Consider the following 22,447-nt stretch of genomic DNA (forward strand, 5'->3'; position numbering starts at 1 on the left):
GTTGTCAGGGTGGTCATGAGGGGATCGGAAGGAGCGGTGCGGGGGCCGGACGTGAGGAACGTCAGGAGGTGGGCAGCCAGACGCGCATGCTGCCGTCCTGCCGGTTGGCCCACGCGTAGTAGGGGATCGCGGTCAGTTCGACGGGCTCGCCCGAGGGTGCGGGCTCGGGCGTGGCTTCGGCGGACCGGTAGGGCCACCAGCCGGCGTCCGGGATCTGGCGACGCCGACCCGCGGCGACCACGGTGGTGATGCCGCCGAGCAGGTCCGGCCGTTGTTTCACGGCCAGCGGGCGGGCGGTGTCGATGACGATGTCGTCGAGCCCGCCGCCGGGGTGGTCGACCTGTTCCAGGCAGTACACGAGCGGTCCTCGTTCGATGGCCACGCAGCCGCGGACGGCGTCGACCCGGGGGTCGGCCGCGGTGAGGCGGGGTTCCAGGCCGAGTTCCAGGACGACCTGGTCACCCGCCGCCCAGCTGCGCTCCAGCCGCAACCAGCCGTCCGCGAGCGGGGCATCGGTTTGGTCATAGGTGCTGCTGCCGCATCGCACGCGGTACTCGCGGCACCACTGCGGGATACGGAGCGAAAGCGTCCAGGGGCGGTCGGCCGGGGACTCCTCGACCGTGAAGGCGATCGTGCCGTGCCAGGGGTATTCGGTCTCGGCACGTACGGCGACCGAGGCGCTGCCGGCGAGATCGGCGGCGTACCGCCCGGTGACGTACTGGTGGATCTGCAGGCCGTTCCCCCCGGCGTCGGTCGAGGACAGGTAGTGCTCCAGAGAGGCCAGCAGGCGCATGGCGTTGGGCGGGCAGCAGGCGCAGCGGAACCAACGGGTGCGGCGGGCCGACTGGTCGCCGCCGGTGTCCGTGTGGCCGTCGCGGACCTGGAGCGGATTGACGTACAGCCAGCTTTCGCCGTCCAGGGAGACACCGGCGAGGAAGCCGTTGTAGAGGGTGCGCTCGATCAGGTCGCTGTAGCGGGCCTCGCCGGTGAGCAGGGCCATCCGCCAGCTCCACTGGATGGAGGCGATGGCGGCGCAGGTCTCGCAGTAGGCGCGTTCGTTGGGCAGCTCATATGGGTCGCCGAAGTCCTCCTCGTCGTGGTGCGCACCGAGCCCGCCGGTCAGGTGGGTCTTGGTGGCGGTCATCGCCTGCCACAACCGCTCGGCTGCGGCGCGCAGTTCCGCGTCGCCCGTCTCCGTGGCCAGGTCCGTCGCGCCGGCCAGCAGATAGAGCTGGCGTACGGCGTGTCCTTCGACGTTGGTCGCCTCGCGCAGCGGCACGCGGTCCTGGCAGTAGGCCTCGCCGCCGAGCAGGCCGTGGCCGTAGCGGTCGACGAAGTAGCCGGCGAGATCCAGGTAGCGCTGCTCGCCGGTCTCGCGGTACAGCTCGACCAGGGCGGTCTCGACCTCGGGGTGGCCGTCGATGCCGTCGATGGGCTTGCCGCTGCCGGGAAGGCCGAAGACGGAGTCGATGTGGTCGGCGAAACCGCGTGCCACATCGAGGAGTTCGTCACGGCCGGTGGCCCGGTGGTGGGCCACGGCCGCCTGAATCAGATGTCCCGCGCAGTACAACTCGTGGCCCCAGCGCAGGTCCTGGTAGCGCTCGCCGCCCTTGCGGATCTGGAACCAGGTATTGAGGTAGCCGTCGGGCTGCTGGGCGTCGGCGACCAAGGAGACGATCCGGTCGACTTCGGCGGCGAGTTGGCGCGACTCGGGGCCGTTGTGCTCACCGCCCGTCTCCGGGCCTCGCTGAGCGAGCCGCCAGGACGCGGCCTCCAGCCACTTGTAGACGTCGGTGTCCACGAACGGGTAGGCGCCTTGGAATTCACCCTGCGCCGTACCCGCCGCCAGGCGCAGGTTGTACAGGTTTCCCGCGGACTCCAGCAGGCCGGGGCCCTGTGGGATGGACGTGCGCGCGTTGACCTCTCGGCGGGCGTGCCAGAAGCCGGTGCGCACGTCGACGGTGGCGGGACGCAGCGCGGCGCGGGCATCCGGGCCGGGGCGGACCGGGCCCGCTGCGGGCAGGGCGGAGCGGGTGCGGGGCATGGTTCTCCGGAAGGTGGTGGCGGAACGGGACCGGCATGCGGGGTAGGGCGCGAAGACCCCCGTGCTCTGGGCGACAGGGCTCATGGAACTCGTTTGAGCAACCGTTTTCTCTGCCGAGAAGTAGAGGGCAGCCGGGTGGACTGGTCAAGAGTCGCGGCAAGAGATTTTCTGTTGCTCGGCGGCTGGCACTTAACCCCGAGTCCCTGCGACGATGAGGATGCCGCTACCATCTAGGAAAAGGTTTGCTCGTGACCGCTGCTCCAGGTTCTCGCTCCACAGGCCCGGCGAAGCTCGCCGACGTCGCCGCCCTGGCGGGCGTCAGCGTGGGCACGGCATCGAAGGCCTTGAACGGCGGCGGGCGGATGAGGCCCGAAACCCGTCAGCGAGTCCTTGACGCCGTGGAAACCCTCGGATTCCGGCCCAACCAGCATGCGCAGAGCCTGCATACCGGCCGGAGCTGGACGGTCGGGCTCATGACGACAGACGGCATCGGCCGCTTCAGCACGCCCGTGCTGCTCGGCGCCGAGGACGCTCTGGGAGCCGGAAAGATCTCCGTGCTGCTGTGCGACACCCGCGGCGACGCCATCCGGGAGCAGCACCATCTGCACAACCTGATGGACCGCCGCGTGGACGGCATCATCGTCACCGGCCGCCGGACGGATCCGCGTCCGCCGCTGACCGGCATCGAGGCCGTCCCCATCGTCTACGCGCTGTCACCCTCCACCGACCCAGCCGACACCTCGGTGGTGTCCGACGACCGGGGCGGGGCCAGACTCGCGGTGGAGCACCTGCTGGCCACCGGCCGCACCCGGATCGCGCACGTCACGGGCCCGGAACACCACGCCGCCGCCCGAGACCGCGCCCGGCACGCGGCCGAGCACCTGGAGCACTCCTCGCTGAGCCTCGCGACCGGCCGGGTCCACTACGGCGAGTGGAGCGAGGCGTGGGGGCGCCGCGCCGCCGACGCGGTGCTACGCACCGCGCCGGACACGGACGCCTTCTTCTGCGGCAACGACCAGATCGCCCGCGGCGTGGCGGACGCGCTCCGCGAACGGGGGGTGAGCGTCCCCGGCGACATCGCGGTCGTCGGCTACGACAACTGGGACACCATGGCCCTGGCCTCCCGCCCACCCCTCACCACGATCGACATGGACCTCACCGAGATCGGCCGGATCGCCGCCCTGCGGCTACTGGAAGCCATCGACTCCGACCCTGCGCCGGGCGTACACACCGTTCCGTGCCGGTTGATCGTCCGCGACTCCAGTTGAGCTGCCCCTTTGGAAGCTCCCCCAGGCACCCAGGCCGATCAACGTGGGCAGGTTCCGGGCGGCCCTCGTGGTCACGAAGGCGGCGAGAACACGTCCCGCGCGGCCAGGAGCGCGCAGTGGTCGAGGAAGGTCCCACCAGACCGGCGGCCTGGTGGGACCGTTTCGTCGTCGGCCATGACAGGCCGCACCCGCTGAGTGATGCCCGGCTGCTGGAGTCGATCGGTCTGTCGATCGGGCCAACGCGTCTGACGGAGGTCGCCGTGTCAGCGGCCGCCGCCTGCGCCCGGCTCGGCGCAGGCGCCTGCGGCGCACGTGGTGAGCCAGTCGTCGAAGTCGGCGTCGTAGCGGGTGCCGATGTCGGAGTTGTAGACGGCGTAACCGCCCGTGTAGTCGCCGACTCGGAAGTGGGCGAGCATGCGTTGGATGTCCGCCGGGTGCTTCTCGAACATGTAGCGGACCGCGAGGTAGCCCCAGGGGTAGGTGCGGGTCACGTCGCTGTTGGCGTAGGTGTTCTGGAACAGCGTGCTCAGTGTGTAGGTGTGCCTGCCCGCCTCGGTGACGGCCTGGTCGTCGGTGATGCCGCGGTAGCTGTAGGAGATGTATTCGGCCAGACCCTCGATCCACCAGACATCGGGGACGGAGGTCTGCTGGGTGAAGTCGCCCTTCATGTCATCGCGGGCATCGAGGTAGTGCGTGTACTCGTGGTTGAGGTTCCAGATCCGGGCCACGAAGCCGTCGTCGTAGTCCTTCTGGTACATGATCGAAAGGGGGTGGTTGTGGGGGTCGGCCGGATCTCCCACGAGGGTTATGCCGCCGTTGTCCGTGCTGACGCCGAAGATCGCCCCGGCGTAGGTCTGGTAGTCGGCGCGGCCGGCGAACACGACGAGCTGGATGGTTGATTCGTACTGGCCGGGTATAGGGCCCTCGTCCTTGACGAGGCGGTGGAAGTACGGGTCCTGGGCCAGTACGCCGGCGCATGTCGCGTCGAGGTCGGCGGCGGTCAGTGCCTGAGCCCGGATGGTGTGCGTCGCGTCGCAGACGCGGGTGATCGGCAGTGCCGCTCTCGTCAACTGGCCGGTCAGGTCACAGACGTTGTAGTACGAGCAGCCGGCCTTGTCGTAGTAGTCCACTTGGGTCGCGACCGCGACCCACAGCTGGGCTGTGGGGCCGGTGATCTCCGCGGCGTTCAACAGGCCGTTGGCCAGCGGCCGGACCCTGGCCTGCAGCGCGGGGTGCTCGACATAGCGGGCGAGGTTCATTCCGGCGTTGGAGTCCAGATAGGCACGAGCGGTCCCCAGCAGGTTCATGTGGTTGAGTGCGAACGCGTTGAGGGTGTCGATGATGCCCGGGTCGGCCGTGACCGCGTTGACGTAGGCGGTGTTCCAGTTGCCGCGCCAGAGAGGGGTGTAGACGTCGTTGACGGCTGCCACCATGCTGGTGATGCCGTCGTAGGAACTGTTGTATCCGCCCAGCACCCGCCGGTAGACCTTCAGGTAACGGTCCTGCAGGTCGGCACTGTCGGTGAGAATGATGACGTCACCGAGGATGTCGCCGTTCGCGGAGGTGACGTCCCGTGAATGTGGGCGGGCGAAGAAGGCGTCCAGGCCGGCTGCCGTGGCTGTGCTCAGGGCCGCGCCGTAGGGGCCGACGTCTGACGGGTTGTAGAACTGCACGTAGTAGCCGGCGCGCACGAACAGCACGAGTTGCCACACGTGGGCCGAGTTGTCGCCGCCGTACCTCCTCGCCGCGCCCGTGAAGGCTTTCGCGATGGTGGTCATCTGTGCCTCGCGAAAGATCTTGTGCGCGTCGGTACCGGTGACGGCGAACAGGCTGTTGACGCAGTCCATGGTCGAGGCCTTGACGAATGCAACGAGTGCGGATCCGGTCCGGCTGCCGAAGTCGGCCGGAGTGCAGGAGGCCGTGCTCGGCGAGGCTTTCGGTCCGGCCGTGGCGGCCGGGTCATGCGGGGGCGTCGCCGCCCTGAGGGGCGGGAGTTGGGCGGGAGTCACCCTTCGGGCTTGCACGGCCCGGTCCAAGGCGCCGAGGGTCGAGCCGGTCGGTGGCGCGGGCGGCGTCGTGCTTCGGGATCCGGAGACGGGGTTGGTGTCAGCCGGTGACGGGGGCGCGGCGAACGCCGGCGTCGCCAGCAGGCCGGCAATGGTGACTGCGGCAGCGAGAGATCCGACCACGCATCTGGGCAGGGCGAAGCGGTAGCGCATCTGGACTCCTTCACGGATAGATGCGCCTCGAAAGCGGTGATGAGGCGTGAGAGGCACCTTCTCAATCCCCATCGCCGCCAACAATGGGGTGTGACATAGCACATTGCACCGCCGAGCCATAACATCCGGCAGGGCCACACCATCCGGCACGACATCCGGCCGGACGCCCGGTCCGGTCGGCAGGCAGGCAGCCGCGCACAGCCCGGTGCGGCCTGAACCCAGGCCTAAGGCCCGGCCACGCTCCACGTCCGCGAGGCCCACGCCCTCAAGTGCGGCGATTGCGCGATGAGTTCGCGGTACGCCGCAGTGGCGGAGACGAAGAGCGTCTCGGATACTTCGTCGGCAACCCTGTCACGCCGCCAGGCCAGCACGTAGCGGCACCACAGCGGTGTGCCGATCAGCGGTTTGATCAACACGTCCGGGGTCGGCCTGAGCGTCGCCTGCACCAAGGACACCCCGAGGCCGTCGGCAATCATGTTCTGCAACTGCACTTGGTCGCCGAGGAATTCGTGCACCGCCACCGGCGAGAAGCCGGCCGCCTCACACGCGGCATAGAAGACTCCCGGCCAGCCGGCCCCGTCGTCAGGTGTCACGAACCACGCATCGTCCGCCAGATCGGCGAGCGCCACCTGAGGGCGATGCCTGAGCCGGTGACGAGCCGGCAGGGCCACAAACGTCGGCTCGGTGACGATCCCGCGATGTGCCACTGCGGCGGAGTGGCGTAATTCCATTCCGGGATAGTCCGCGGCGATCGCCACATCCACCTCTCCCCCCTCCAGGAGTTCGACAATCCGAGAGGACGCGTACACGCTGCTCACGGTCAGCGACACATCGGGCAGCCGACTTCGGACCCGGACCACCATGCCCGACAGAACCGGTGAGTTGGTCGCGGCCACGCGCAGGATCCGGCGCATTCTCGCCGCGCCCCCGACTGGACGGAGCCCGATCGCCTCCGCGCGTGCGAGGACGTCCCGTGCCTGAACCAGGACCTCCGCTCCGTATGGCGTCAGCCTCACACCGGACACCCCGCGCTCGAACAGCGATTTACCAAAGAAGCGTTCGATCCGTTGAAGCTGCGTGCTCACGGCCGGTTGCGAGTACCCGAGCTCCGACGCGGCCCGGCCGAGGCTCCCCGCATCAGCGATCGCGCACAGCACGCGCAGATGCCGAAGCTCCAGCTCCATCCGCCCTCTCCCCGCCCGATCACCGGGCCTCCCGGCCACCCGACCGTGACAACAATGCCGCCCTCTGGTCACACCAGCGGAGGGGAAGCGTTCCATCGCGCCGTCCCGCCCACAAGACACGGATGCGCCGCCATTCGGCACGCGAGTCTCTACGCGGCCGCCGGGGCAGGCCTGCCCGTGAGTAGACGCTACGTCGCCCAATCGCGGTGACCGGCCGACAGCCCAGCATCGGGCCGCGCCCGAGCGATCCGAGGTCCAGACCTCCATACGCCGCGGCGGACGGTGTCGCGGTACAGGTGGTCCCACGAACGGAATCGTCCGATGCCACCGGGCCGGCGCGGCCCGTATCCGCGCCGGTGACCCTCGAGGGCGCCGCGATCGCCGCGCGGGCAGATGCGGTGTTTTGGACCTACGGTGATCTGAGAGAGGCCGGCAAACCGAACCGGTACTGCGGAGGAGGCTGAGATGGAGGAGCACTTCGTCTGGGTAACGACGCGCCGCCTTCAGTCGGGCGCCTTGGAGGAGTTCGAGCGGGCATGGCGCCCGACCCCCTACCCGCACGGACTGCGCCGCGCCTTCGCGTACTGGTCCGAGGACGGACAGGAGATCACCGGAGTGTCGTTCTGGGACTCCAGGGAGACATGCGACTCCTGGCGGGCCTCCGAGCCGGAGGCGCAGCGCCGTGCGGCCATGGCCCCGTACGTCGTCGAAGAGCGGGAAGGCTTCTACCGCGGCCGTGAACTCACCATCCCCCAGGGGTAGCCATGGGCGAGTGGGAGCAGCAGCCCGAAGCAGCCGCGGTCCCGTGACCCGTTCACTCGCACGGTGGCCCAACAGATTCCGCGTCCTCCGCTGCTCGCGCGGGAGGCCGGCCGGCGGCACGCCGCCCCAGATGCCGGGTCCGCACTGTCGGAGGCGTTTCGGGCCGCCGCATCAGAACACGTGGGCGCACGGTGCCCGCGTCGGCGGACACAGGGCGGGCCTCCACCGCACTGATCATGATCCCTCGGTTGCGAGGTTGACCGCAGGCATCACGCGGAACGTCCCGGGGACCGGTCCTCGTTACCGAGCGAGTCCGGCTTTGTAGCAGGCGGGCCGGAGCTCCCGGGTGCAGATCTGGTCGACGGTGTACACGCCATCCTTGAGCAGTGTCTGCTTGATGTTCGCGACCGTCACCGTCCTCGGAGTGAGCAGGACGGATGGGATGTCCTTGGTGGTGGGGCTGTCGGTCGTCGTCGTGGTGACGCCGCGCAGATCCTCGCCGCGTCCCAGGGCAACGGCCATGGCGACGGCCGCGGCGGCTTCCGCCCTGAACGGTTTGTACACCGTCATGTACTGCTCCCCCTTGACGATGCGCTGCACGGCGTCGAGGTCGGCGTCCTGGCCGGTGACGGGAGGAAGCTTCCGGACACGGGCGCTCTTGAGAGCGGAGATGACGCCTGCGGCAATGGAATCGTTGGCCGCAAGGACACCGCCGATCCGGTCCGGGCCCAGGGCCGCGATGGCAGCGGACATGTTGGTGTGGGCTTTCTCCGTGCTCCAGTCCACGGTGTCGTACGACCTGGCGATCTTCACCTTGCCTGTGATGACGGACATCGCGCCCCTCCTGAACCACGCCGCGTTGGGGCTGGTCGGATCGCCGTTCATCATGACGACGTTCCCGCCGTACGCCTTGTCGCCCATGGCCTTCAGGAGCGCCTCGCCCTGGAGTCTGCCGACCTGCGCACCGTCGAAACTGACATAGCCCGAGATCGGGCCTTCGGCGAGCCGGTCATAGGCGACGACGCGAACACCCGCCTTGTCCGCCTCCTGGATCGAGGAGCGGAGCGCCCTGGTGTCGGCGGCGTCGAGGATCAGCACCCTGACCCCCTTGGTGATCATGGACATCATCTGTTGCCGCTGCCTCGTCGCGTCGTTCTCGGCGTTGGCGTACTCCATGGTGCAGTGGGGACACAGTTCCTTCAGCCGCTTCTCGAGCAGCGGCTTGTCGGACTGCTCCCAGCGGGGAACCGCTCGGCTCGGGAGCAGCAGACCGACGGCGAAGCTGTCCGTGCCCGCCTCGCTGTCGCCTCCGCAGGCGGCCAGGGGCATGGCCATGAGTCCCGCGACGAGCGCCGTGACGAGGTGGCACGTACAGGTCCTCATCGCGGACCCCCTTGCGCCATGCGGGGCCCCGAGTCCGCGGGAGTCGGCTCGCGCTGCGGCACAATGATCTCGCTCCACACCTGCTTGCCGCCGGCCACCGGCACCGAGCCGAAGGACTCCGACATGGCTTCGACCAGAAGCAGGCCTCGGCCGCCGGTCGACTCCCAGTCCACGATCACCGGCTTGGCGGGCGCACGCGGCGAGGTGTCGCTCACGCAGACTCGCACCCGATCCCCGCGGAGCGTCAGGTCGAGGCGGACCGGACCCTGGGTGTACACCACGGCGTTGGTGACAAGTTCGGACACGACCAGCAGGACCGCATCGGCTACTTCTTCGACTTTCCACCGCCGCAGAGTGCGCGCGGTGAATCGGCGGGCGTGCATGACGGCGTCGGGCAACCGCCACACCACCCAGCCGGCCCGTATCGGCCGGGTCTTCATGCCGTCGTAGCGCAGCAGCAACAGCGCCACGTCGTCCTCGCGACGGCCGACGTCGCCGAGCAGTTCGTCGGCCATCAGCCCTGGATCCGCCGGATCCGCCGCGGCGAGCGCGGTGCGCGTCCGGTGCATACCCTCGTCGAGGGGCAGGTCGGCGGCCTCGACCAGGCCGTCGGTGACCAGGGCGAGCACACTGCCGGGGGCCAGTGCGACTGCGGTCATGGGGAACTCCGCCTCCGAGGAGACGCCCAGCGGGAGCCCACCCTCGACCTGTACCTCCTCGGTAGTGCCGTCGGGATGCCGTATCAGCGGTGACAGGTGCCCGGCCCGGACGAACAGGATGTTGCCCTCTTCCAGGTTCAGTTCGGCATAGCAGCAGGTGGCGAACAGATCGGTCTCCATACCGACGAGGAGGCGGTTCGCGTACGAGACGACCACGTCGGGCGGGTGCCCTTCCACCGCGTACGCCCTGACTGCCGTACGCATCTGGCCCATGATCGTCGCGGCTCCGGCACTGTGTCCTTGAACGTCACCGATGACCAGTGCCACCCGATCCTCGGAGAGGGCGATGACGTCGTACCAGTCGCCGCCCACCTGCAACCCCCGCCTGGCGGGCAGATAGCGGGCGACGGCGGTCCCCCCTGGCAACTTGGGGAGGCGCCGGGGCAGCAGACTGCGCTGCAGCATCGTCGCGAGCTCCTGCTCGGCGTCGTGCGCGTGCGTACGCTTCAGTGCCTGCCCGACCAGCGCCGCGGTGGCAGTCAGCAGGGACCGCTCCTCGGGGACGAACTCGTGCGGCTGATCCCAGCCGACCAGGCACACGCCGACGACCCGGCCCTTGGCAGGAAGTGGAAGGACGGCCAGACCTCCGGTGCCGATGTCCGCCAGTCCGGGTTCGAGGGCTGAGCCGGCGGGCCACAGATCCATGCGCCCGTCCCGCAGAGCCATCTGAAGGGTGGGCAGGGCGCTGACCGGTGCGTCGGGCCACTCCGAACGCCACTCCGAACGCCACTCGGAACGCCAGGTCTCCGGCCAGGCGGCGGGCTGCGGCGGGTCGAGGACGGTGATCACGAGCCGCTCGTCCTGCAACTCGGCGAGCGCCACCCGGTCGGCGCCCAGCGGCTCTCGAAGCGCGGTGACCACCACTCGGCTGACGTCATCGATGGTTGCGGCATCATCGAGTGCGGCAGTCAGCCACTGGATCCTGGAAACGTCGTCGGCACTCCGGCGCAGGAGCGAGGCCGCCGTCACCACGCCCAGCACCTGCTCCGGCCGATCGTCGGTGCTCTCCACACGGCAACTCAGGCTCAGCCAAAGCATTTCACCAGTGGGACGGCGGACTCGGAACTCCAGCTCCCGCCGGCCGAACGCCTGGGTGGACGGCTCCAGGACGGACATCAGCGCGGGCATGTCCTCCGGGAGTGCGTGCGCGAGCAGGGTGTCCGCCTTGCCGTCGAAGTCATCCGGCGTGATGCCGACCAGCTCGAGCAGTGTCTCGTCCGCCTCAATCAGGCCTGTGTCCGGCGCCAGGACGAATGAGCCGACGCGCAGGCTCCGCAGGGCGGTACTCAGCAGCGACGACGGCGTGGGTCGGCCGGCCCCGGCCTGGAGCACACCGGTGACCGCGTCGGCGTACCGCTCCAGGAAGCGCCGTTGCTCGGCCTCGAAGCCGTCCGCGCAGGCGCCCACGACGACGAGGCAGCCCAGCCGACTACCCTCCGTTCCGAGTGGCAGCGCACCGAGCGACGCCTCTGCTCGCGGCGGCGACGGCCCACCCTCGGAGTAGGAGGCGAGCGTGACGGGATTCAGCCATAGAGGCCGGTCGGTGCGAAAGGCGTGCGCCGCTGGTGACCCTCCGGACAGAGGCAGAAGCTCTGGGAGCCCGCACTCGGAAGTGGCGCCTCCGGCCGTTTCCACCAACCGCAGTACTTCATTCCCGACGCCGAGCACGTAGACCGCTGCCAGCGCCGCTCCGGCGAACGTCAGGGCCCGATCACTCGCGGCGTCCTCTGGCACCGGAGACGGTGAACCGGTGTCTGCGGCGTCGACCTCGGATGCCCGCGGCTCCGAGACCCCGGCCCGGGCACGGCCGTCATGAGGCATGTCCGCAACCGACCTCCCGTCCATGCCGCAGGTGCCGACAGCTCGAGATCGGGGCACCCACCTACCAGAGTCGCATATAAGGGCCAACCAGACAGATCCACCTGATTGCCATCGCCAGCAGGCCCGGCCGCCGGATGCGGGCGTCCTCGTACGTCGGGCCGAGCGTCGAGGGCGCCCTCGAGGCCGAGCGGAACCACCTCATGCGGGATTGCATGCCCAGGCAGCGCGCCTGTCCCATCAGCAGGCGGTGCGGTCCGGACGGAGGTGCTGCCTATCGCCCGGCCGCGGCGCGGCAAACCGCTCCTGCGGAGGGTGGCCCGCTGCGGGAAGCCCGCTTCGGGTCCGCAGTGAAGCCCCCTTCGGACGGTGTACCGGGCCGAACATCACTGGCCGGAGCCGCTGCGTTCGCAGATGACCGCAGCCGGTGCCACACTGACGACGTGGTCGTCTTGCCACGTCCACGCGGTTTGTTCCAGGCGGACGTTGGGCGTCGGCACAGTGGCTGGCTGTCGGCTGCTGGACTGGGCCGACAGGACGCGTGGGCTGGTGAGGAGGCCGGGTGTCGCCATGCTCAATGAGGGAGCCACCGGTGCCGGGCTGGGCGGGCCGAGTCCCCACCTCGCCGGGGCGGGCGACGCCACCCCGCGACCATCGGAGCCGCAGCTGCCCGTGAAGGCAGGGACGGGTGTTCGCCTGGATCTCCATGCCGGCGTGCCACCTGGCTCAACGCGGCCTGCGCCATCACGCCCCGTCGCCCGTGGCCCATACGGCCCGGCCGCCCCGCCGACGAACCTTGACGCCCGCGACGCACGTGCGCCTTTCCCTCAGGCGTGGACCATGCCGGCCGGACCCGACAGGCCGGTGTGGCCCCGCTGCTCCCCCCTGAGCCGGTCACCAACCACCTGGCGTACGCCGACGGGGCGCAGCACCCAGTCCTCATCCCCGATGGAGGCCAGGCAACCGTGAGCGCTCCCTGACCACACAGGGGGAAAGAAAAGGGAGGTCTCTCAATGAAGGCCTTCATACGGGACACGGCCCTCACCCTGACCGCTGTCTCGACGGCCGTTGCCCTAGCGGCCTGCGGGTCGGGCGCCGAGAACGACCCCGACGGGGAAAACACGCCGACGATCGGGCTGCTCCTGCCGGACGCCACCACGGCTCGTTGGGAGACACAGGACAGGCCCTTGCTCGAGAAGAAGATCAAGGAGCTGTGCGACGACTGCACGGTCGAGCACGCCAATGCCAAGGGCGATGTGGCCACCCAGCAGGAGCAGATGGACTCGATGATCACCAAGGGGGTCGATGCCCTCGTGCTCGTGCCCGTGGACGCCAGATCGCTCGGCCCCACGGTCAGGAAGGCGCACGAAGCAGACATCCCGGTCATTGCCTACGACCGTCTCGCCGAGGGCCCGATCTCGGGTTATGTCTCCTTCGACGGCGAAGAGGTCGGCAGGCTCCAGGGCAGGGCACTGCTGACGGCCATGGGCAACAAGGTGCCCGACGCCCAGATCGTCATGATGAACGGCGATCTCAGCGACCCGAACGCGGTGGCGTTCAAGAAGGGCGCACTGTCCGTACTCAAGGGGCGAGTGAAGATCGGCAAAGCGTACGACACACTCGACTGGAGGGCGGAGACCGCGCACATGAACATGTCCGGCGCCATCTCCGCCCTCGGCGTCGCCAACATCGACGGGGTCTACGCCGCCAACGACGGCCTCGCCGCCGGCAGCATCTCCGCCCTCAAAGCGAACAAGGTCAACCCGCTGCCCCCTGTCACCGGGCAGGACGCCGAACTCGGAGCCGTGCGGCGTATTGTCGGCGGCGATCAGTACATGACCGTCTACAAACCCTTCGGACCCGAGGCTTCCGCCGGCGGCGCCATGGCTGTGGCCGCAGCCCGCGGTGAAAACCTCGACCGGATTGCCACGGGCACGGTGAGGACCCCCGGTGCGGAGGCGGTTCCGGCCGTCATGCTCACCCCGCTGTCCGTGACCGTCGCCAATATCGAGGACACCTTGGTCAAAGACGGCGTGTACACGATCCAGCAGATCTGCACCCCCCGGCTCGGGGCCGCCTGCGACAAGGCCGGGCTGACCTGACAGGCCGGTTCCGACCAGGTCCGTGCCCCGGGAAGGAGATGGTTTCCGTGCCGACTCCCCCCTTGCTGGCGCTGCACGGCGTGTGCAAGCGCTTCGGCGTCGTCGAGGTCCTCACGGACATCGAGCTGGAGATTCACGCCGGTCAAGTCGTCGCTCTGCTGGGCGACAACGGGGCCGGCAAGTCCACCCTGGTCAAGGTGATCTCTGGCGTCGCCCCCGCGGACAACGGCGTCATCGAGTGGGAGGGCCGGACAGTCGACATCAGGCGCCCCCACGACGCCCGGGACCTCGGCATCGCCACCGTCTACCAGGACCTCGCGCTGTGCGGGAACCTCGACGTTGTCGGCAATCTGTTCCTCGGACGGGAGATGCGCAGGTTCGGCTTCCTCGACGAGGTGGAGATGGAGCGCCGCACCAGACACCTGTTGGAACGCCTGACCAGGGGCGTCCCCGATCTGCGCGGACCCGTCGTCTCGCTGTCCAGCGGCCAGCGGCAGACCGTCGCCATCGCTCGCTCGCTCCTCGGCGACCCGCGGGTGCTCCTCCTGGACGAACCAACCGCAGCGCTGGGAATCGAGCAGACCGCCGAGGTCCTGGACCTCGTCGACCAGCTGCGTGACCGCGGCCTGGGAGTACTGCTCATCAGCCACAACATGGGCGATGTGAAGGCTCTCGCAGACCGGGCCGCTGTGCTGCGGCTCGGTCGTAACAACGGCTTCTTCGACGTGGGCACCACGTCTCACGAACAGATCATCTCCTCCATCACCGGCGCGGCGGAAAACGTGCCCCGCCGGATGGCCCACCGGGAGGCGGGGTGGTGAAAGGGATGCGCAACATGGCGGACAACCCGCGGGCCGAACCCGCCACACCCACGGCCGAGGCCCGTCAGCCGCACCGCACGCGGACCATCGCCCATGCCATGGAGGGTTGGGTCACCGTCTTCCGGCGCAAACTGAGCGCCGGTGAACTGGGCGTGCTCCCCGTCGTCCTCGTCCTCGCCGCGGTCTGGATCATCTTCCAGGCTCTCAACGCAAACTTCCTCTCACCCCGGAACCTGTCCAATCTCAGCGTGGACATCGTGGGCACGGGCCTGATCGCGGTCGGCATCGTCTTCGTGCTGCTGCTCGGTGAACTCGACCTGTCGGTCGGCTCGATCAGCGGCCTCGCGGCGGCTGTCTTCGCCGTTCTGAACGTGAACAACGGCGTGCCGGAATGGCTTGCCCTGATCGTCGCGGTGCTCGCGGGTACCTCAGCGGGAGCCCTCCAGGGCTACTCCTTCGCCAAGACCCGGGTGCCGGCGTTCGTCGTCACACTCGCGGGGCTGCTCACCTGGAACGGCCTCATGCTCTACATCCTCGGGAACAGCGGCACCGTCAACTTCGACGAAAACGGGCTCGTCGCCAAGCTGACCAGCTATTACTTCACCAACGCCGGCGTCGCCTACGGAGTGGCGGCGGTCGCCACGGGCATGGTCTTCCTCGTGTCCTACCTGGGCAGTCGGCGCCGTAAGGCCGTTGCCATGCCGTACCGCTCGCTCCGGGGAACCGCGCTGCGCACGGGAGCGGTCGCAGTGATCGCGTTCGCCGCCGCGTATGTGCTCAACCAGTTCCAGGGCCTGCCGCTCGCCCTCCTGATCTTCCTCGTGGTGGTGGCCGGCCTCGACATCGTTCTCCGCCGCACGCACTACGGGCGGCAGGTCTACGCACTCGGCGGCAGTGTCGAAGCAGCCCGTCGCGCCAGCCTCAGTGTGACGCGGGTGCGGACCGCGGTGCTCGCGGTCTCGGGCACCATGGCCGCGGTCGGCGGCCTGTTCCTGGCCTCGCGCATCACCTCGGTGAGCCAGAGTTCAGGCTCGGGCGTCCTGCTGCTCAATGCCATCGCAGCAGCCGTCATCGGTGGCACCAGCCTGTTCGGAGGACGCGGTACGACCTGGTCCGCGGTGCTCGGCATGCTGGTCATCCAGTCGGTCGCCTCAGGCATGGCGATCACGGACACCCCCACAGCCGTTCAGTTCGTGATCACAGGCGGGGTGCTCTTCGCCGCGGTGGTCATCGACTCACTGTCCAGACGCTCGCAGGAGGCACATGGGCGGGCCTGAGCTGACTGCTCCCCGCCCATGCTGCTGGGCAGGCCTTGCACCTGCGCCCTCGCGCAGGCAGCGGGGCGCCTCCCTTGTCTTTGGTGAGCCGGTGCGGCAGGGCGCCGGCCATCGCGTTGCGTGCGGCGGTATGTGCGCGCAGCCAGGCGGCCTCCGGTGGCGTCCGGCCTCCGATAAGTAAGAGGCCCGGGCCTGACCGGCCGAACATGTCGGCCCGAACGGCCACGACTCGGCCGCAAGGACAGTACGTTGGCTGTCATGTATGCCACGCGAGTTTCGCGACGCGTCAAGGCGGCCCCCGCAGCCGTCTATCAAGCGCTCGTCGACCCGAACGCGGTGGCGGCGTGGCGCGTGCCCGCCGGCATGACCAGCCATGTCCACGCCTTCGACGCTCGCGAAGGCGGCACCTTCCGCGTCTCGCTCACCTACGACGACGCAGCCGGGTCAGGAAAGTCGGACGCCCACACGGACACCTACCAGGGCCACTTCGCGCGACTCGTCCCCAACGAGCTGGTGGTTGAGGTGTTCGAATTCGAGACATCCGACGATGCGCTGCGCGGCACGATGACGATGACCACCTCACTCGCCCCGGTGGGCGACGCGACGGACGTCGTCATCGTGCACGAGGGCATTCCCGATGACGTGCCACGCGAGGACAACGAGTTGGGTACGCGGATGGCGCTGGACAACCTCGCCCGCCTGGTCGAGAGGGACTGATCCCTCACCGGCCCTTCTCGCCGCCCGGCTCAGTCGAGCCAACGCACGGGTTGATCAGGATCAGTCACCCACGAACCACAGCACCGGTCAGCGCCGTCACTCAGCCGCATCCATGCGGAGCCGATCGAGACCCTCCCTGATCGCGCAAGGCCAACATGCCGACACTCAATCGGCGTTGGGTGCGATCGACGCTCATTCGATCCCCAGGGGCCCGATGCCCAGGTCCTTACGCATGAGATCGCGCATCTGGGCCATGGCCTTCCGACGCTGTGCGATCAGAGGCACGTCCTCGGCGGAGCCGACGGTGGCTCCCCGGGCGTAGGCATCGCGCAACCGGCGCAGGCTGTGGAACGCCTCATTCCCGGCTGTCACGACTTGCTGCGGGCCCACGAGCCAAAGGCGTTCGCTCGCCGTGTACAGGCCGGTGGCGCGGAAGGCTTCCCGCACGGCCGCCTCACGCGCCGACTCGGACATGTGATCGCCCAATGCGACGGCGCGCATGTCCTCACCGGCTGTCTTGAGCGCGGAGACGAACTCCGTGTACACCTCGCGTCGCACGTCCAGAGCGTGCCGGGTCTCCTCGCGCCGCCACCGGTTGCGATCGGCGATCAGAGTGGCAGCGATGCCGATAACGGCACCGGTCAGTGTGGAGAGCAGCGGTATCCAGTCCATGCGCGGCAGCTTGTCCGAACCAACGCCGCCACACCAGAGGCCTCTTGCTGCCCATCGGCCGCAACGGGTGAAGGACCCGCGTCGAGCCCCCGCCGCCGGACGCAGTACGGCGAGCCCTCCGTGGAGTGACGCGGCCGCGGCAACGTGGCAGAGCGCTGAGGCCGGCTTGGACAAGCCCGTCAAAGAGACGCGCTCTGGGTGACTACTGGGCTCGCCAGGATCGAAGCCGTTCGGCGATCTCATACGAGTCCAGGCGTAGGGCCCGGATCTGGTGGATCAATTCCCGCCACAGTTCGAACTTCGTGTCCACGCGTTCCTCCGAGGCTTCCAGGTAGGCGATGGCCACGCTGTACCCGAAGAACTCGTTGCGGGCTGGGAGGGGACGCAGCAGGACGCACTCCTCCAGGAACACAGCGGCCCGCCAGAAGGCATCTGGATGGTGCTGGTCGTGGCGCGGGGGATCGACCTTGTGCCGGGCTGCCATGCCGACAAGGACAGAGAAGTCGTTGACGGTCAAGTCGTCTCGGAGGATGTCTTCCTGACGTTCCAGGAGCCATCGGTGGTCGACGTACAGTTCCACAGGGTCAGGCCGCCTGCTGGGTGTGGTGTCCAGCCGGCGGAAGCCCGCCGAACTCGGCGTCGAAGGCGTCCATGACTCCGGGCTCGCTGATGGCTCGGCGGAACGCGGCCGTTGCCGTCTCGAGCTGCCTCTCGTGCTCTTTCTCCGAGGCCAGCTTGGCCAGGTAGTCCTTCATGGACATTCCCGCACCGTCCGCCAGGGCCTTGAGCCTGTCTCTGGTGGTGTCGTCGATCTTGACACTGGTGTCTGCCATGGTTCGAGTATGCCGCTCGGCATACCATTCTGGCTACCAGCTCATGAGCGGCTCTGACCAAGCGGCCACCCGGCAGTCAGCAGGCCCACGCAATGCGCGTCGAGCCGCGCCGAGCAGCCGCCTGGCGTGGGCCGATGCCGTAGGCGGCGTGCACCGCGCCCCCGCACCTACCCCAAACGGGCGCTCGTTCAGCGCCTCCATACCTCCGGACCGCCCCCATGCCACTCGATCAACCCCGACTCTGCGACATCCAGTTCGTCCCAGTCCGGCAGGCCGGCGCCCCGCAAGAACACCGTGAGATCGTGCAGCGAGTAGGCCGTGCCGAGGATCGTACTGTCGACGCGCACCCCGCGGCCGCCGGACTCGGACGGCGGGTAGACGATTACGCGGCGCTCAGGCATGCCACCAGCGTGCGGCGACCTGGCACAGGCCGCACGCTGGGCGCGGCCACCCGCTGGAGCACCCTTACGGCGATGATCTATCGGGAGCCGGTCCAGATCCGTAGGTTCGTCACGTGCCCGGCATACGGGACCGGCGGGTGGGGGCCTCGGGAACCGCGGTGATGTCCGTCGCGCGCAGCTCCGGTAGTCATCCCATGTAGCCGAGGCAGCCGATGAGACGAAGCTGATCGTCGTGAGCATGCACTTCACTTCTTCCCGTGCCGGGCCATGAGATCGCCACGGGACATCGAGCTTTGGACCCTGCCGTACCCAAGGTCTCTCCCGACCCTCGCGCGCTCGCTGATCCGTGCGGCGAACCGAGACTTGCGCGGAGCGCCGGAAGGTCGCGAGTGCCGTGCCCAGTCCCGTAGCAGCGCTGGGTGTGCACCGCGGCCCCTGCCAGTGGTCGCCTCACAACTCATCGGCAGCGCTGATCGGGTTCTTGCCCGGTCACGCCCCCGGGATGTTCACGAAGCCGGCTGACCGTGCCCGCGAGCCTGCGGGACAGACTCACGGTGTAGGTCAGCGGGCGCTGACGGCGCCCGCCCCGCTTCCATCAAGCCATTGCTCCCAGCTCAGATTGAACGCGGCGTAGCCGTTGTCGGCCGGGGCCTTCCCCCGCGGGGATCCAGTGACGGTGACCGGGTCGCCCTGTTTGACCTGGCCGTAAAACCACTTGGCGTCGGACAGCGACAGGTGGACGCAACCGTGCGAGCCTCGGGCGCTGCCACTGCCCGGTTTGGGGTCGCCGGTGGAGTAGTGGACATACGTGCCGGACTGGGTGAGGTGGACGTCCCACGGGAGGGTCAGGTCGTAGTAGTCGGCGCTGCCCTTGTTGCAGCTGATGCCCACGCTGCACGAGGTCATGTGGACCTTCTTCTGCTTGTCGATCACCGCCATCGTGCCGTCCCAGGTGGGGTACTGGGCACTGCCGGCATTGATGGACAGCGTGCGCATCAGGTTGCCGTTCTTCGTGACCTTCATCGTGTGGCCCGTGGCGGAGACATCCGCCCGGACGTCGTCACCGATGGTGAAGGTGTGGGTGTAGCCGTGCGTGCCATAGCGGCCGTTGCCGTTGGCGACTCCCTCAAGATCGGCGTCGATCTTCACCTTCGTGCCGGATGGCCAGTACGTCTTGGGCCGCCAGTCGGCACGCCGGTCACCGAACCAATGCCAGGCGCCGATGACCGTTTGGGAAGCGGTCACCTTCATGCGCTTCTCGATGCCGGCCCGCGCCTTGGCGGCCACCGGGTTGGTGAAGACCACCGAGATCGGCATCGCGACCCCGACCGTGGTGCCGGTCTGCGGCGTGATCGTATCCAGCAGCATCGGCGGTCCCGCGGGCTTCGACGGGCTGGCGGTCACCTTCCCGGACGCTCCGTCCTTCCCCTCGACGGACTTCTTCGCCGGGCTCCCACTGCCGCAGGCACTGGTGCCCACAAGCATCGCGCCCATCATGAGTGCAAACCCTATGCGGGTGGTGCGGTGCCTCACGTCTACCCCGCTCTTCGTCTGAATCTTGCCCATAAGGTCTATGCCCTGCTCCGACCGCTTCAGCGGCCGCCCGTCCCGGCGTGATCCCTTGAATGTCATAGGGGCGTCCAAACGATCGTGATCGAGGACCTGACCGACCACACCATGGTCAAAGGCCCACGCTCGCCCGCGCCATCAGTGACGCGAACTGGACCACGATGCGCGGCATGCTGAAGTACAAGGCTGCCTGGTACGGAAGGGACCTGGTCGTCATCGACCGATGGTGCCCCTCCTCCAAGCGGTGCTCTGCCTGCGGCACCCTCACCGAGAAGATGCCGCTCAGCTTCCGTGCGTGGACATGCGACGACTGCGGGACGACCCACGACCGGGACGTGAATGCAGCCATCAATGTCAGGGCCGCCGGGCTGGTGGTTTCTGTCTGTGGAGCCGGTACAAGACTTCAACGGAGCACTCCGGGCGGGCAGTCGGCGATGAAGCAGAAAGCCTCACGGCGCGAGCCGTGAGAATCCCCCTCGAGTCACGAGCGGGAGCAGTCAACGTCTGGCCTCAACGTCCTCTTTCTCTGAGACAACCGAGATCTGGCTGTGGTTCCAGCGGATTGGCAAAGCGCGCATCACTGGGACTCGGTGGACGGAACCGCCGCCTCCCACGGCTGAGCTACTGCCCTGTCGGGCCGCCTCCCATACCGCCCCAGCCTCGTTCCCTCCTCCAGTCGGCCTGTTGACTTCAGCAGCTCGGCGGCGTCCTGCAGGGCGCGGGCAACTCCGGCGTCGACGGCAGCGGTATAGAGGCGGAAGGCGATCCGGAGCAGCCCGCCTGCATCTGCTGCGCGGGCGAGAGTGGGACGGTCGGTGGGCGCGGCATGGTCGATGAGGGCGCCCCGCCGCCCCCCTCCCCCCGACATGCGAGCGGAGTTCCGTGTCCGTCGGTGATCAGCTGGTGTCTGGAGCCTACCCGGCCCGGTCGACCGGCGACGGACCCGGCCGGCGCCATTTTCAGGGTGCGGGTGCAACCACTCGAGGCGGCCGAGGGACATCAGCCAGTCGGCCCGGCGAGGTTCCGCGACTACGGTTCTCCGTGGCTTCTACGGTATTCGCCTGGGGGCATTGCGTAGCGTGACTTGAAGGCCCGGCTGAAGGCGGCGGCATCGGAAAAACCGGCGCGGATCGCGATCTCGGCAACGCTCCGGCCAGCCAGACGCGGGTCAGCGAGATCGGCGCGGCAACGCTCCAGCCGTTGCTCGCGGATGAATTCGCCAACTGTCCTGCCGTCCTCCCGGAAGAGGTAGTGCAAGGCGCGCAGCGAGATGTGGTGGGCCGCGGCGACGGCCGCGGGGGTGAGCTCCGGCTCGCCGAGTCGGGACCGGATGAAGGACTTGATCTGGTGCAGTTGTGCCACCCGCCGTGCCGCTGTGGTCTGCGGTCCGTCAACGTCGCTCAGACTCGCCAGGAACGCCGTGGTCAAGTCGACCACGGCAGAAGTCAGCCGGTGGGTCTGACCGGCCTCCAGCTTCGGTCCCTGCTCGACGAGCCCAGCGAGCAACTGACTCAGCAGGGCACCGATGCCCGTCCTGGACGGCAGCGCAGTAGCCACCATGCGACGCAGCGCCTGCTCCGGAACGGGCACCGTGCGCCGGGGCAGATGCAGCACGATGGACTGGGCCACGTCGTCGGTGGCGATCGACGCCCAGTACGGCTGAGAGGTGTCGTAGAGCACCAGGTCACCCGGGCGCGGATCTACCTGGTTACGGCCCTGCTCCCTCTGCATGGCCCCTTTGACGACCAGTGCCAGTACCCACAGTTCGGGGTCGGAACGCCGGATGAGGCGTCGCGAACGTATCGACTGCATAGCGGGGAACATGACGCTGGAGACACCGATCCCATCGCCCAGCGACAACAGCGTCGCCGAGGCGGAAAAGTCGGAGGCGTGCTCGGTGACGATCTCGTGCGGTGCCATGTCGCGGGCCACCAGATCGCAGAACCAGCTGAATCGCTCGGCTGCCGGCAGGTCCCGGCTACTAAACGTCATCACCCTTTAGTGCCACCCCCCTCTTGGCAGCCGCCGCAGACAGACGGCTGGGCGCCGCTTCCGCCCCACATGCATGCTCTTGCCCATCAGCAGCCTGGGGAAGCGCGTTATGCGTCAAGGACAGCCGTGACCCGTTCGACAGCCGCAGCGTTCGACGTCTCACTCTCCGCCCCCTACCGCTGAGGGCCGCACGTCTGGTCGGCCACCCCGCGCGCGAACCCGCCCAGCAGTGCGCCAACAATCGAAGCGCTCGGCAGGCGGCACGCCACACCACACGTACCGAGTTCGATCACGAACACCCCGTATCTCGTGCGCGGAACGTCAACAGTTCCTGCGCTGGCCATCAATGACCTGCGGAGTCCCGGGCGGCGAGGATAAGGCCCGTCGACCGCACCAGACGGACCGTGGTACGGGGCGGCCACGGGCCGCCAGGCGGAGCCCGGGGATACCAGGGGGAAGTTCCCAGGCTCCGCCTGGCCCAGACCATGTCTGGCCGAACCGGGCCCCCTCCGGGCCCAACCCTCCCGGGTGACGGGAGAGGTGACGGAGTGGCAGCCCGGGCGCCGGGGCGAAGCCACGTGGCCCGGCCCTGGCCCTGTAGGGGCGCCTCGGGTCCTGAGAGCTTCCATGTGGTTCTCGCTACGACCACGACAAGTACGTGCGCAA

The 22,447-nt window shown here is 68.6% G+C and carries 17 protein-coding genes and 1 pseudogene; 7 read left to right on the forward strand and 11 right to left on the reverse strand.

Translation table 11 applies throughout. From position 1 onward, the window contains the following. Positions 1-61: 61 nt before the first annotated feature. Positions 62-2,044 carry a glycoside hydrolase family 127 protein gene (locus AB5J53_RS01270; RefSeq protein WP_369243786.1) on the reverse strand — a complete coding sequence of 661 codons (1,983 nt, stop codon included), beginning with the start codon at positions 2,042-2,044 and terminating at the stop codon, positions 62-64. Between the two features lie 248 nt (positions 2,045-2,292). On the opposite strand from AB5J53_RS01270, the gene AB5J53_RS01275 reads away from it, so the two are divergent. Then, on the forward strand, positions 2,293-3,312 hold the full coding sequence (locus AB5J53_RS01275) for a LacI family DNA-binding transcriptional regulator (RefSeq protein WP_369243787.1): 1,020 nt from the start codon (positions 2,293-2,295) through the stop codon (positions 3,310-3,312). A gap of 263 nt (positions 3,313-3,575) precedes the next feature. Here AB5J53_RS01275 and AB5J53_RS01280 read toward each other — a convergent pair whose 3' ends face one another. Together AB5J53_RS01280 and AB5J53_RS01285 are read right to left on the reverse strand one after the other, a co-directional pair. Beyond that, on the reverse strand, positions 3,576-5,531 hold the full coding sequence (locus AB5J53_RS01280; RefSeq protein WP_369243788.1) for a collagenase: 1,956 nt from the start codon (positions 5,529-5,531) through the stop codon (positions 3,576-3,578). A 224-nt stretch (positions 5,532-5,755) separates the two neighbouring features. After that, positions 5,756-6,715, reverse strand: a complete 960-nt coding sequence (locus tag AB5J53_RS01285; RefSeq protein WP_369243789.1) for a LysR family transcriptional regulator — start codon at positions 6,713-6,715, stop codon at positions 5,756-5,758. Between the two features lie 465 nt (positions 6,716-7,180). On the opposite strand from AB5J53_RS01285, the gene AB5J53_RS01290 reads away from it, so the two are divergent. Next, positions 7,181-7,477 carry a hypothetical protein gene (locus tag AB5J53_RS01290; RefSeq protein WP_369243790.1) on the forward strand — a complete coding sequence of 99 codons (297 nt, stop codon included), beginning with the start codon at positions 7,181-7,183 and terminating at the stop codon, positions 7,475-7,477. Between the two features lie 300 nt (positions 7,478-7,777). Here the strand turns inward: AB5J53_RS01290 and AB5J53_RS01295 are convergent, their stop codons facing one another. Continuing rightward, complete coding sequence (locus AB5J53_RS01295; protein WP_369243791.1) at positions 7,778-8,860, reverse strand: sugar ABC transporter substrate-binding protein; 1,083 nt, start codon at positions 8,858-8,860, stop codon at positions 7,778-7,780. Further along, the gene (locus AB5J53_RS01300; protein ID WP_369243792.1) at positions 8,857-11,400 is read right to left on the reverse strand and encodes a SpoIIE family protein phosphatase; all 2,544 of its coding nucleotides are present in this window, start codon (positions 11,398-11,400) and stop codon (positions 8,857-8,859) included. Before AB5J53_RS01300 ends, AB5J53_RS01295 begins: the two co-directional genes overlap by 4 nt. Positions 11,401-12,410: 1,010 nt before the next feature. Between AB5J53_RS01300 and AB5J53_RS01305 the strand changes: the two genes are divergently transcribed. From AB5J53_RS01305 to AB5J53_RS01320, 4 genes are all read left to right on the forward strand, one after another. Further along, positions 12,411-13,499: a substrate-binding domain-containing protein gene (locus AB5J53_RS01305; RefSeq protein WP_369243793.1), complete on the forward strand. Its 1,089-nt coding sequence runs from the start codon at positions 12,411-12,413 to the stop codon at positions 13,497-13,499. A gap of 38 nt (positions 13,500-13,537) precedes the next feature. Beyond that, the gene (locus tag AB5J53_RS01310; RefSeq protein ID WP_369243794.1) at positions 13,538-14,320 is read left to right on the forward strand and encodes an ATP-binding cassette domain-containing protein; all 783 of its coding nucleotides are present in this window, start codon (positions 13,538-13,540) and stop codon (positions 14,318-14,320) included. Positions 14,321-14,325: 5 nt separating this feature from the next. Then, a complete protein-coding gene (locus AB5J53_RS01315) occupies positions 14,326-15,597 on the forward strand; it encodes a sugar ABC transporter permease (RefSeq protein WP_369243795.1) in 1,272 nt (423 codons plus the stop codon). A 258-nt stretch (positions 15,598-15,855) separates the two neighbouring features. After that, complete coding sequence (locus AB5J53_RS01320) at positions 15,856-16,314, forward strand: SRPBCC family protein (protein ID WP_369243796.1); 459 nt, start codon at positions 15,856-15,858, stop codon at positions 16,312-16,314. A gap of 192 nt (positions 16,315-16,506) precedes the next feature. On the opposite strand, the gene AB5J53_RS01325 is transcribed toward AB5J53_RS01320, so the two are convergent. The 5 genes from AB5J53_RS01325 to AB5J53_RS01345 all read right to left on the reverse strand — a co-directional run bounded on the left by AB5J53_RS01325 (position 16,507) and on the right by AB5J53_RS01345 (position 19,705). Beyond that, a complete protein-coding gene (locus AB5J53_RS01325) occupies positions 16,507-16,986 on the reverse strand; it encodes a hypothetical protein (RefSeq protein WP_369243797.1) in 480 nt (159 codons plus the stop codon). Between the two features lie 202 nt (positions 16,987-17,188). Continuing rightward, on the reverse strand, positions 17,189-17,470 hold the full coding sequence (locus tag AB5J53_RS01330; protein ID WP_369243798.1) for a toxin Doc: 282 nt from the start codon (positions 17,468-17,470) through the stop codon (positions 17,189-17,191). Positions 17,471-17,570: 100 nt separating this feature from the next. Beyond that, positions 17,571-17,819: an antitoxin MazE7 gene (locus AB5J53_RS01335; RefSeq protein ID WP_369243799.1), complete on the reverse strand. Its 249-nt coding sequence runs from the start codon at positions 17,817-17,819 to the stop codon at positions 17,571-17,573. A gap of 188 nt (positions 17,820-18,007) precedes the next feature. Beyond that, entirely contained in the window at positions 18,008-18,220 is a 213-nt protein-coding gene (locus AB5J53_RS01340; RefSeq protein ID WP_369243800.1) for a hypothetical protein, read from the reverse strand. A 561-nt stretch (positions 18,221-18,781) separates the two neighbouring features. After that, positions 18,782-19,705 (reverse strand): Ig-like domain-containing protein, encoded by a 924-nt coding sequence (locus AB5J53_RS01345; RefSeq protein WP_369243801.1) that lies wholly within the window; start codon positions 19,703-19,705, stop codon positions 18,782-18,784. Positions 19,706-19,861: 156 nt separating this feature from the next. Here AB5J53_RS01345 and AB5J53_RS01350 point away from each other — a divergent pair. Beyond that, positions 19,862-20,256 (forward strand): annotated as a pseudogene (locus AB5J53_RS01350) (RNA-guided endonuclease InsQ/TnpB family protein); the annotation flags it as partial. A 562-nt stretch (positions 20,257-20,818) separates the two neighbouring features. Here the strand turns inward: AB5J53_RS01350 and AB5J53_RS01355 are convergent. Beyond that, a complete protein-coding gene (locus AB5J53_RS01355) occupies positions 20,819-21,781 on the reverse strand; it encodes a helix-turn-helix domain-containing protein (RefSeq protein WP_369243802.1) in 963 nt (320 codons plus the stop codon). Between the last annotated feature and the right edge of the window lie 666 nt (positions 21,782-22,447).

This window comes from Streptomyces sp. R41 (genome assembly GCF_041053055.1).
Lineage (GTDB): Bacteria > Actinomycetota > Actinomycetes > Streptomycetales > Streptomycetaceae > Streptomyces.

Bases quoted from the DNA above. Each gene is read 5' to 3' on its own strand.
- AB5J53_RS01290 (WP_369243790.1), top strand. From the start codon at position 7,181: ATGGAGGAGCACTTCGTCTGGGTAACGACGCGCCGCCTTCAGTCGGGC.
- AB5J53_RS01315 (WP_369243795.1), top strand. From the start codon at position 14,326: ATGCGCAACATGGCGGACAACCCGCGGGCCGAACCCGCCACACCCACG.
- AB5J53_RS01325 (WP_369243797.1), bottom strand. From the start codon at position 16,986: ATGGACTGGATACCGCTGCTCTCCACACTGACCGGTGCCGTTATCGGC.
- AB5J53_RS01280 (WP_369243788.1), bottom strand. From the start codon at position 5,531: ATGCGCTACCGCTTCGCCCTGCCCAGATGCGTGGTCGGATCTCTCGCT.
- AB5J53_RS01285 (WP_369243789.1), bottom strand. From the start codon at position 6,715: ATGGAGCTGGAGCTTCGGCATCTGCGCGTGCTGTGCGCGATCGCTGAT.
- AB5J53_RS01330 (WP_369243798.1), bottom strand. From the start codon at position 17,470: ATGGCAGCCCGGCACAAGGTCGATCCCCCGCGCCACGACCAGCACCAT.
- AB5J53_RS01320 (WP_369243796.1), top strand. From the start codon at position 15,856: ATGTATGCCACGCGAGTTTCGCGACGCGTCAAGGCGGCCCCCGCAGCC.
- AB5J53_RS01345 (WP_369243801.1), bottom strand. From the start codon at position 19,705: ATGCTTGTGGGCACCAGTGCCTGCGGCAGTGGGAGCCCGGCGAAGAAG.
- AB5J53_RS01305 (WP_369243793.1), top strand. From the start codon at position 12,411: ATGAAGGCCTTCATACGGGACACGGCCCTCACCCTGACCGCTGTCTCG.
- AB5J53_RS01355 (WP_369243802.1), bottom strand. From the start codon at position 21,781: ATGACGTTTAGTAGCCGGGACCTGCCGGCAGCCGAGCGATTCAGCTGG.
- AB5J53_RS01310 (WP_369243794.1), top strand. From the start codon at position 13,538: ATGGTTTCCGTGCCGACTCCCCCCTTGCTGGCGCTGCACGGCGTGTGC.
- AB5J53_RS01335 (WP_369243799.1), bottom strand. From the start codon at position 17,819: ATGGCAGACACCAGTGTCAAGATCGACGACACCACCAGAGACAGGCTC.
- AB5J53_RS01340 (WP_369243800.1), bottom strand. From the start codon at position 18,220: ATGCCTGAGCGCCGCGTAATCGTCTACCCGCCGTCCGAGTCCGGCGGC.
- AB5J53_RS01300 (WP_369243792.1), bottom strand. From the start codon at position 11,400: ATGCCTCATGACGGCCGTGCCCGGGCCGGGGTCTCGGAGCCGCGGGCA.
- AB5J53_RS01295 (WP_369243791.1), bottom strand. From the start codon at position 8,860: ATGAGGACCTGTACGTGCCACCTCGTCACGGCGCTCGTCGCGGGACTC.
- AB5J53_RS01270 (WP_369243786.1), bottom strand. From the start codon at position 2,044: ATGCCCCGCACCCGCTCCGCCCTGCCCGCAGCGGGCCCGGTCCGCCCC.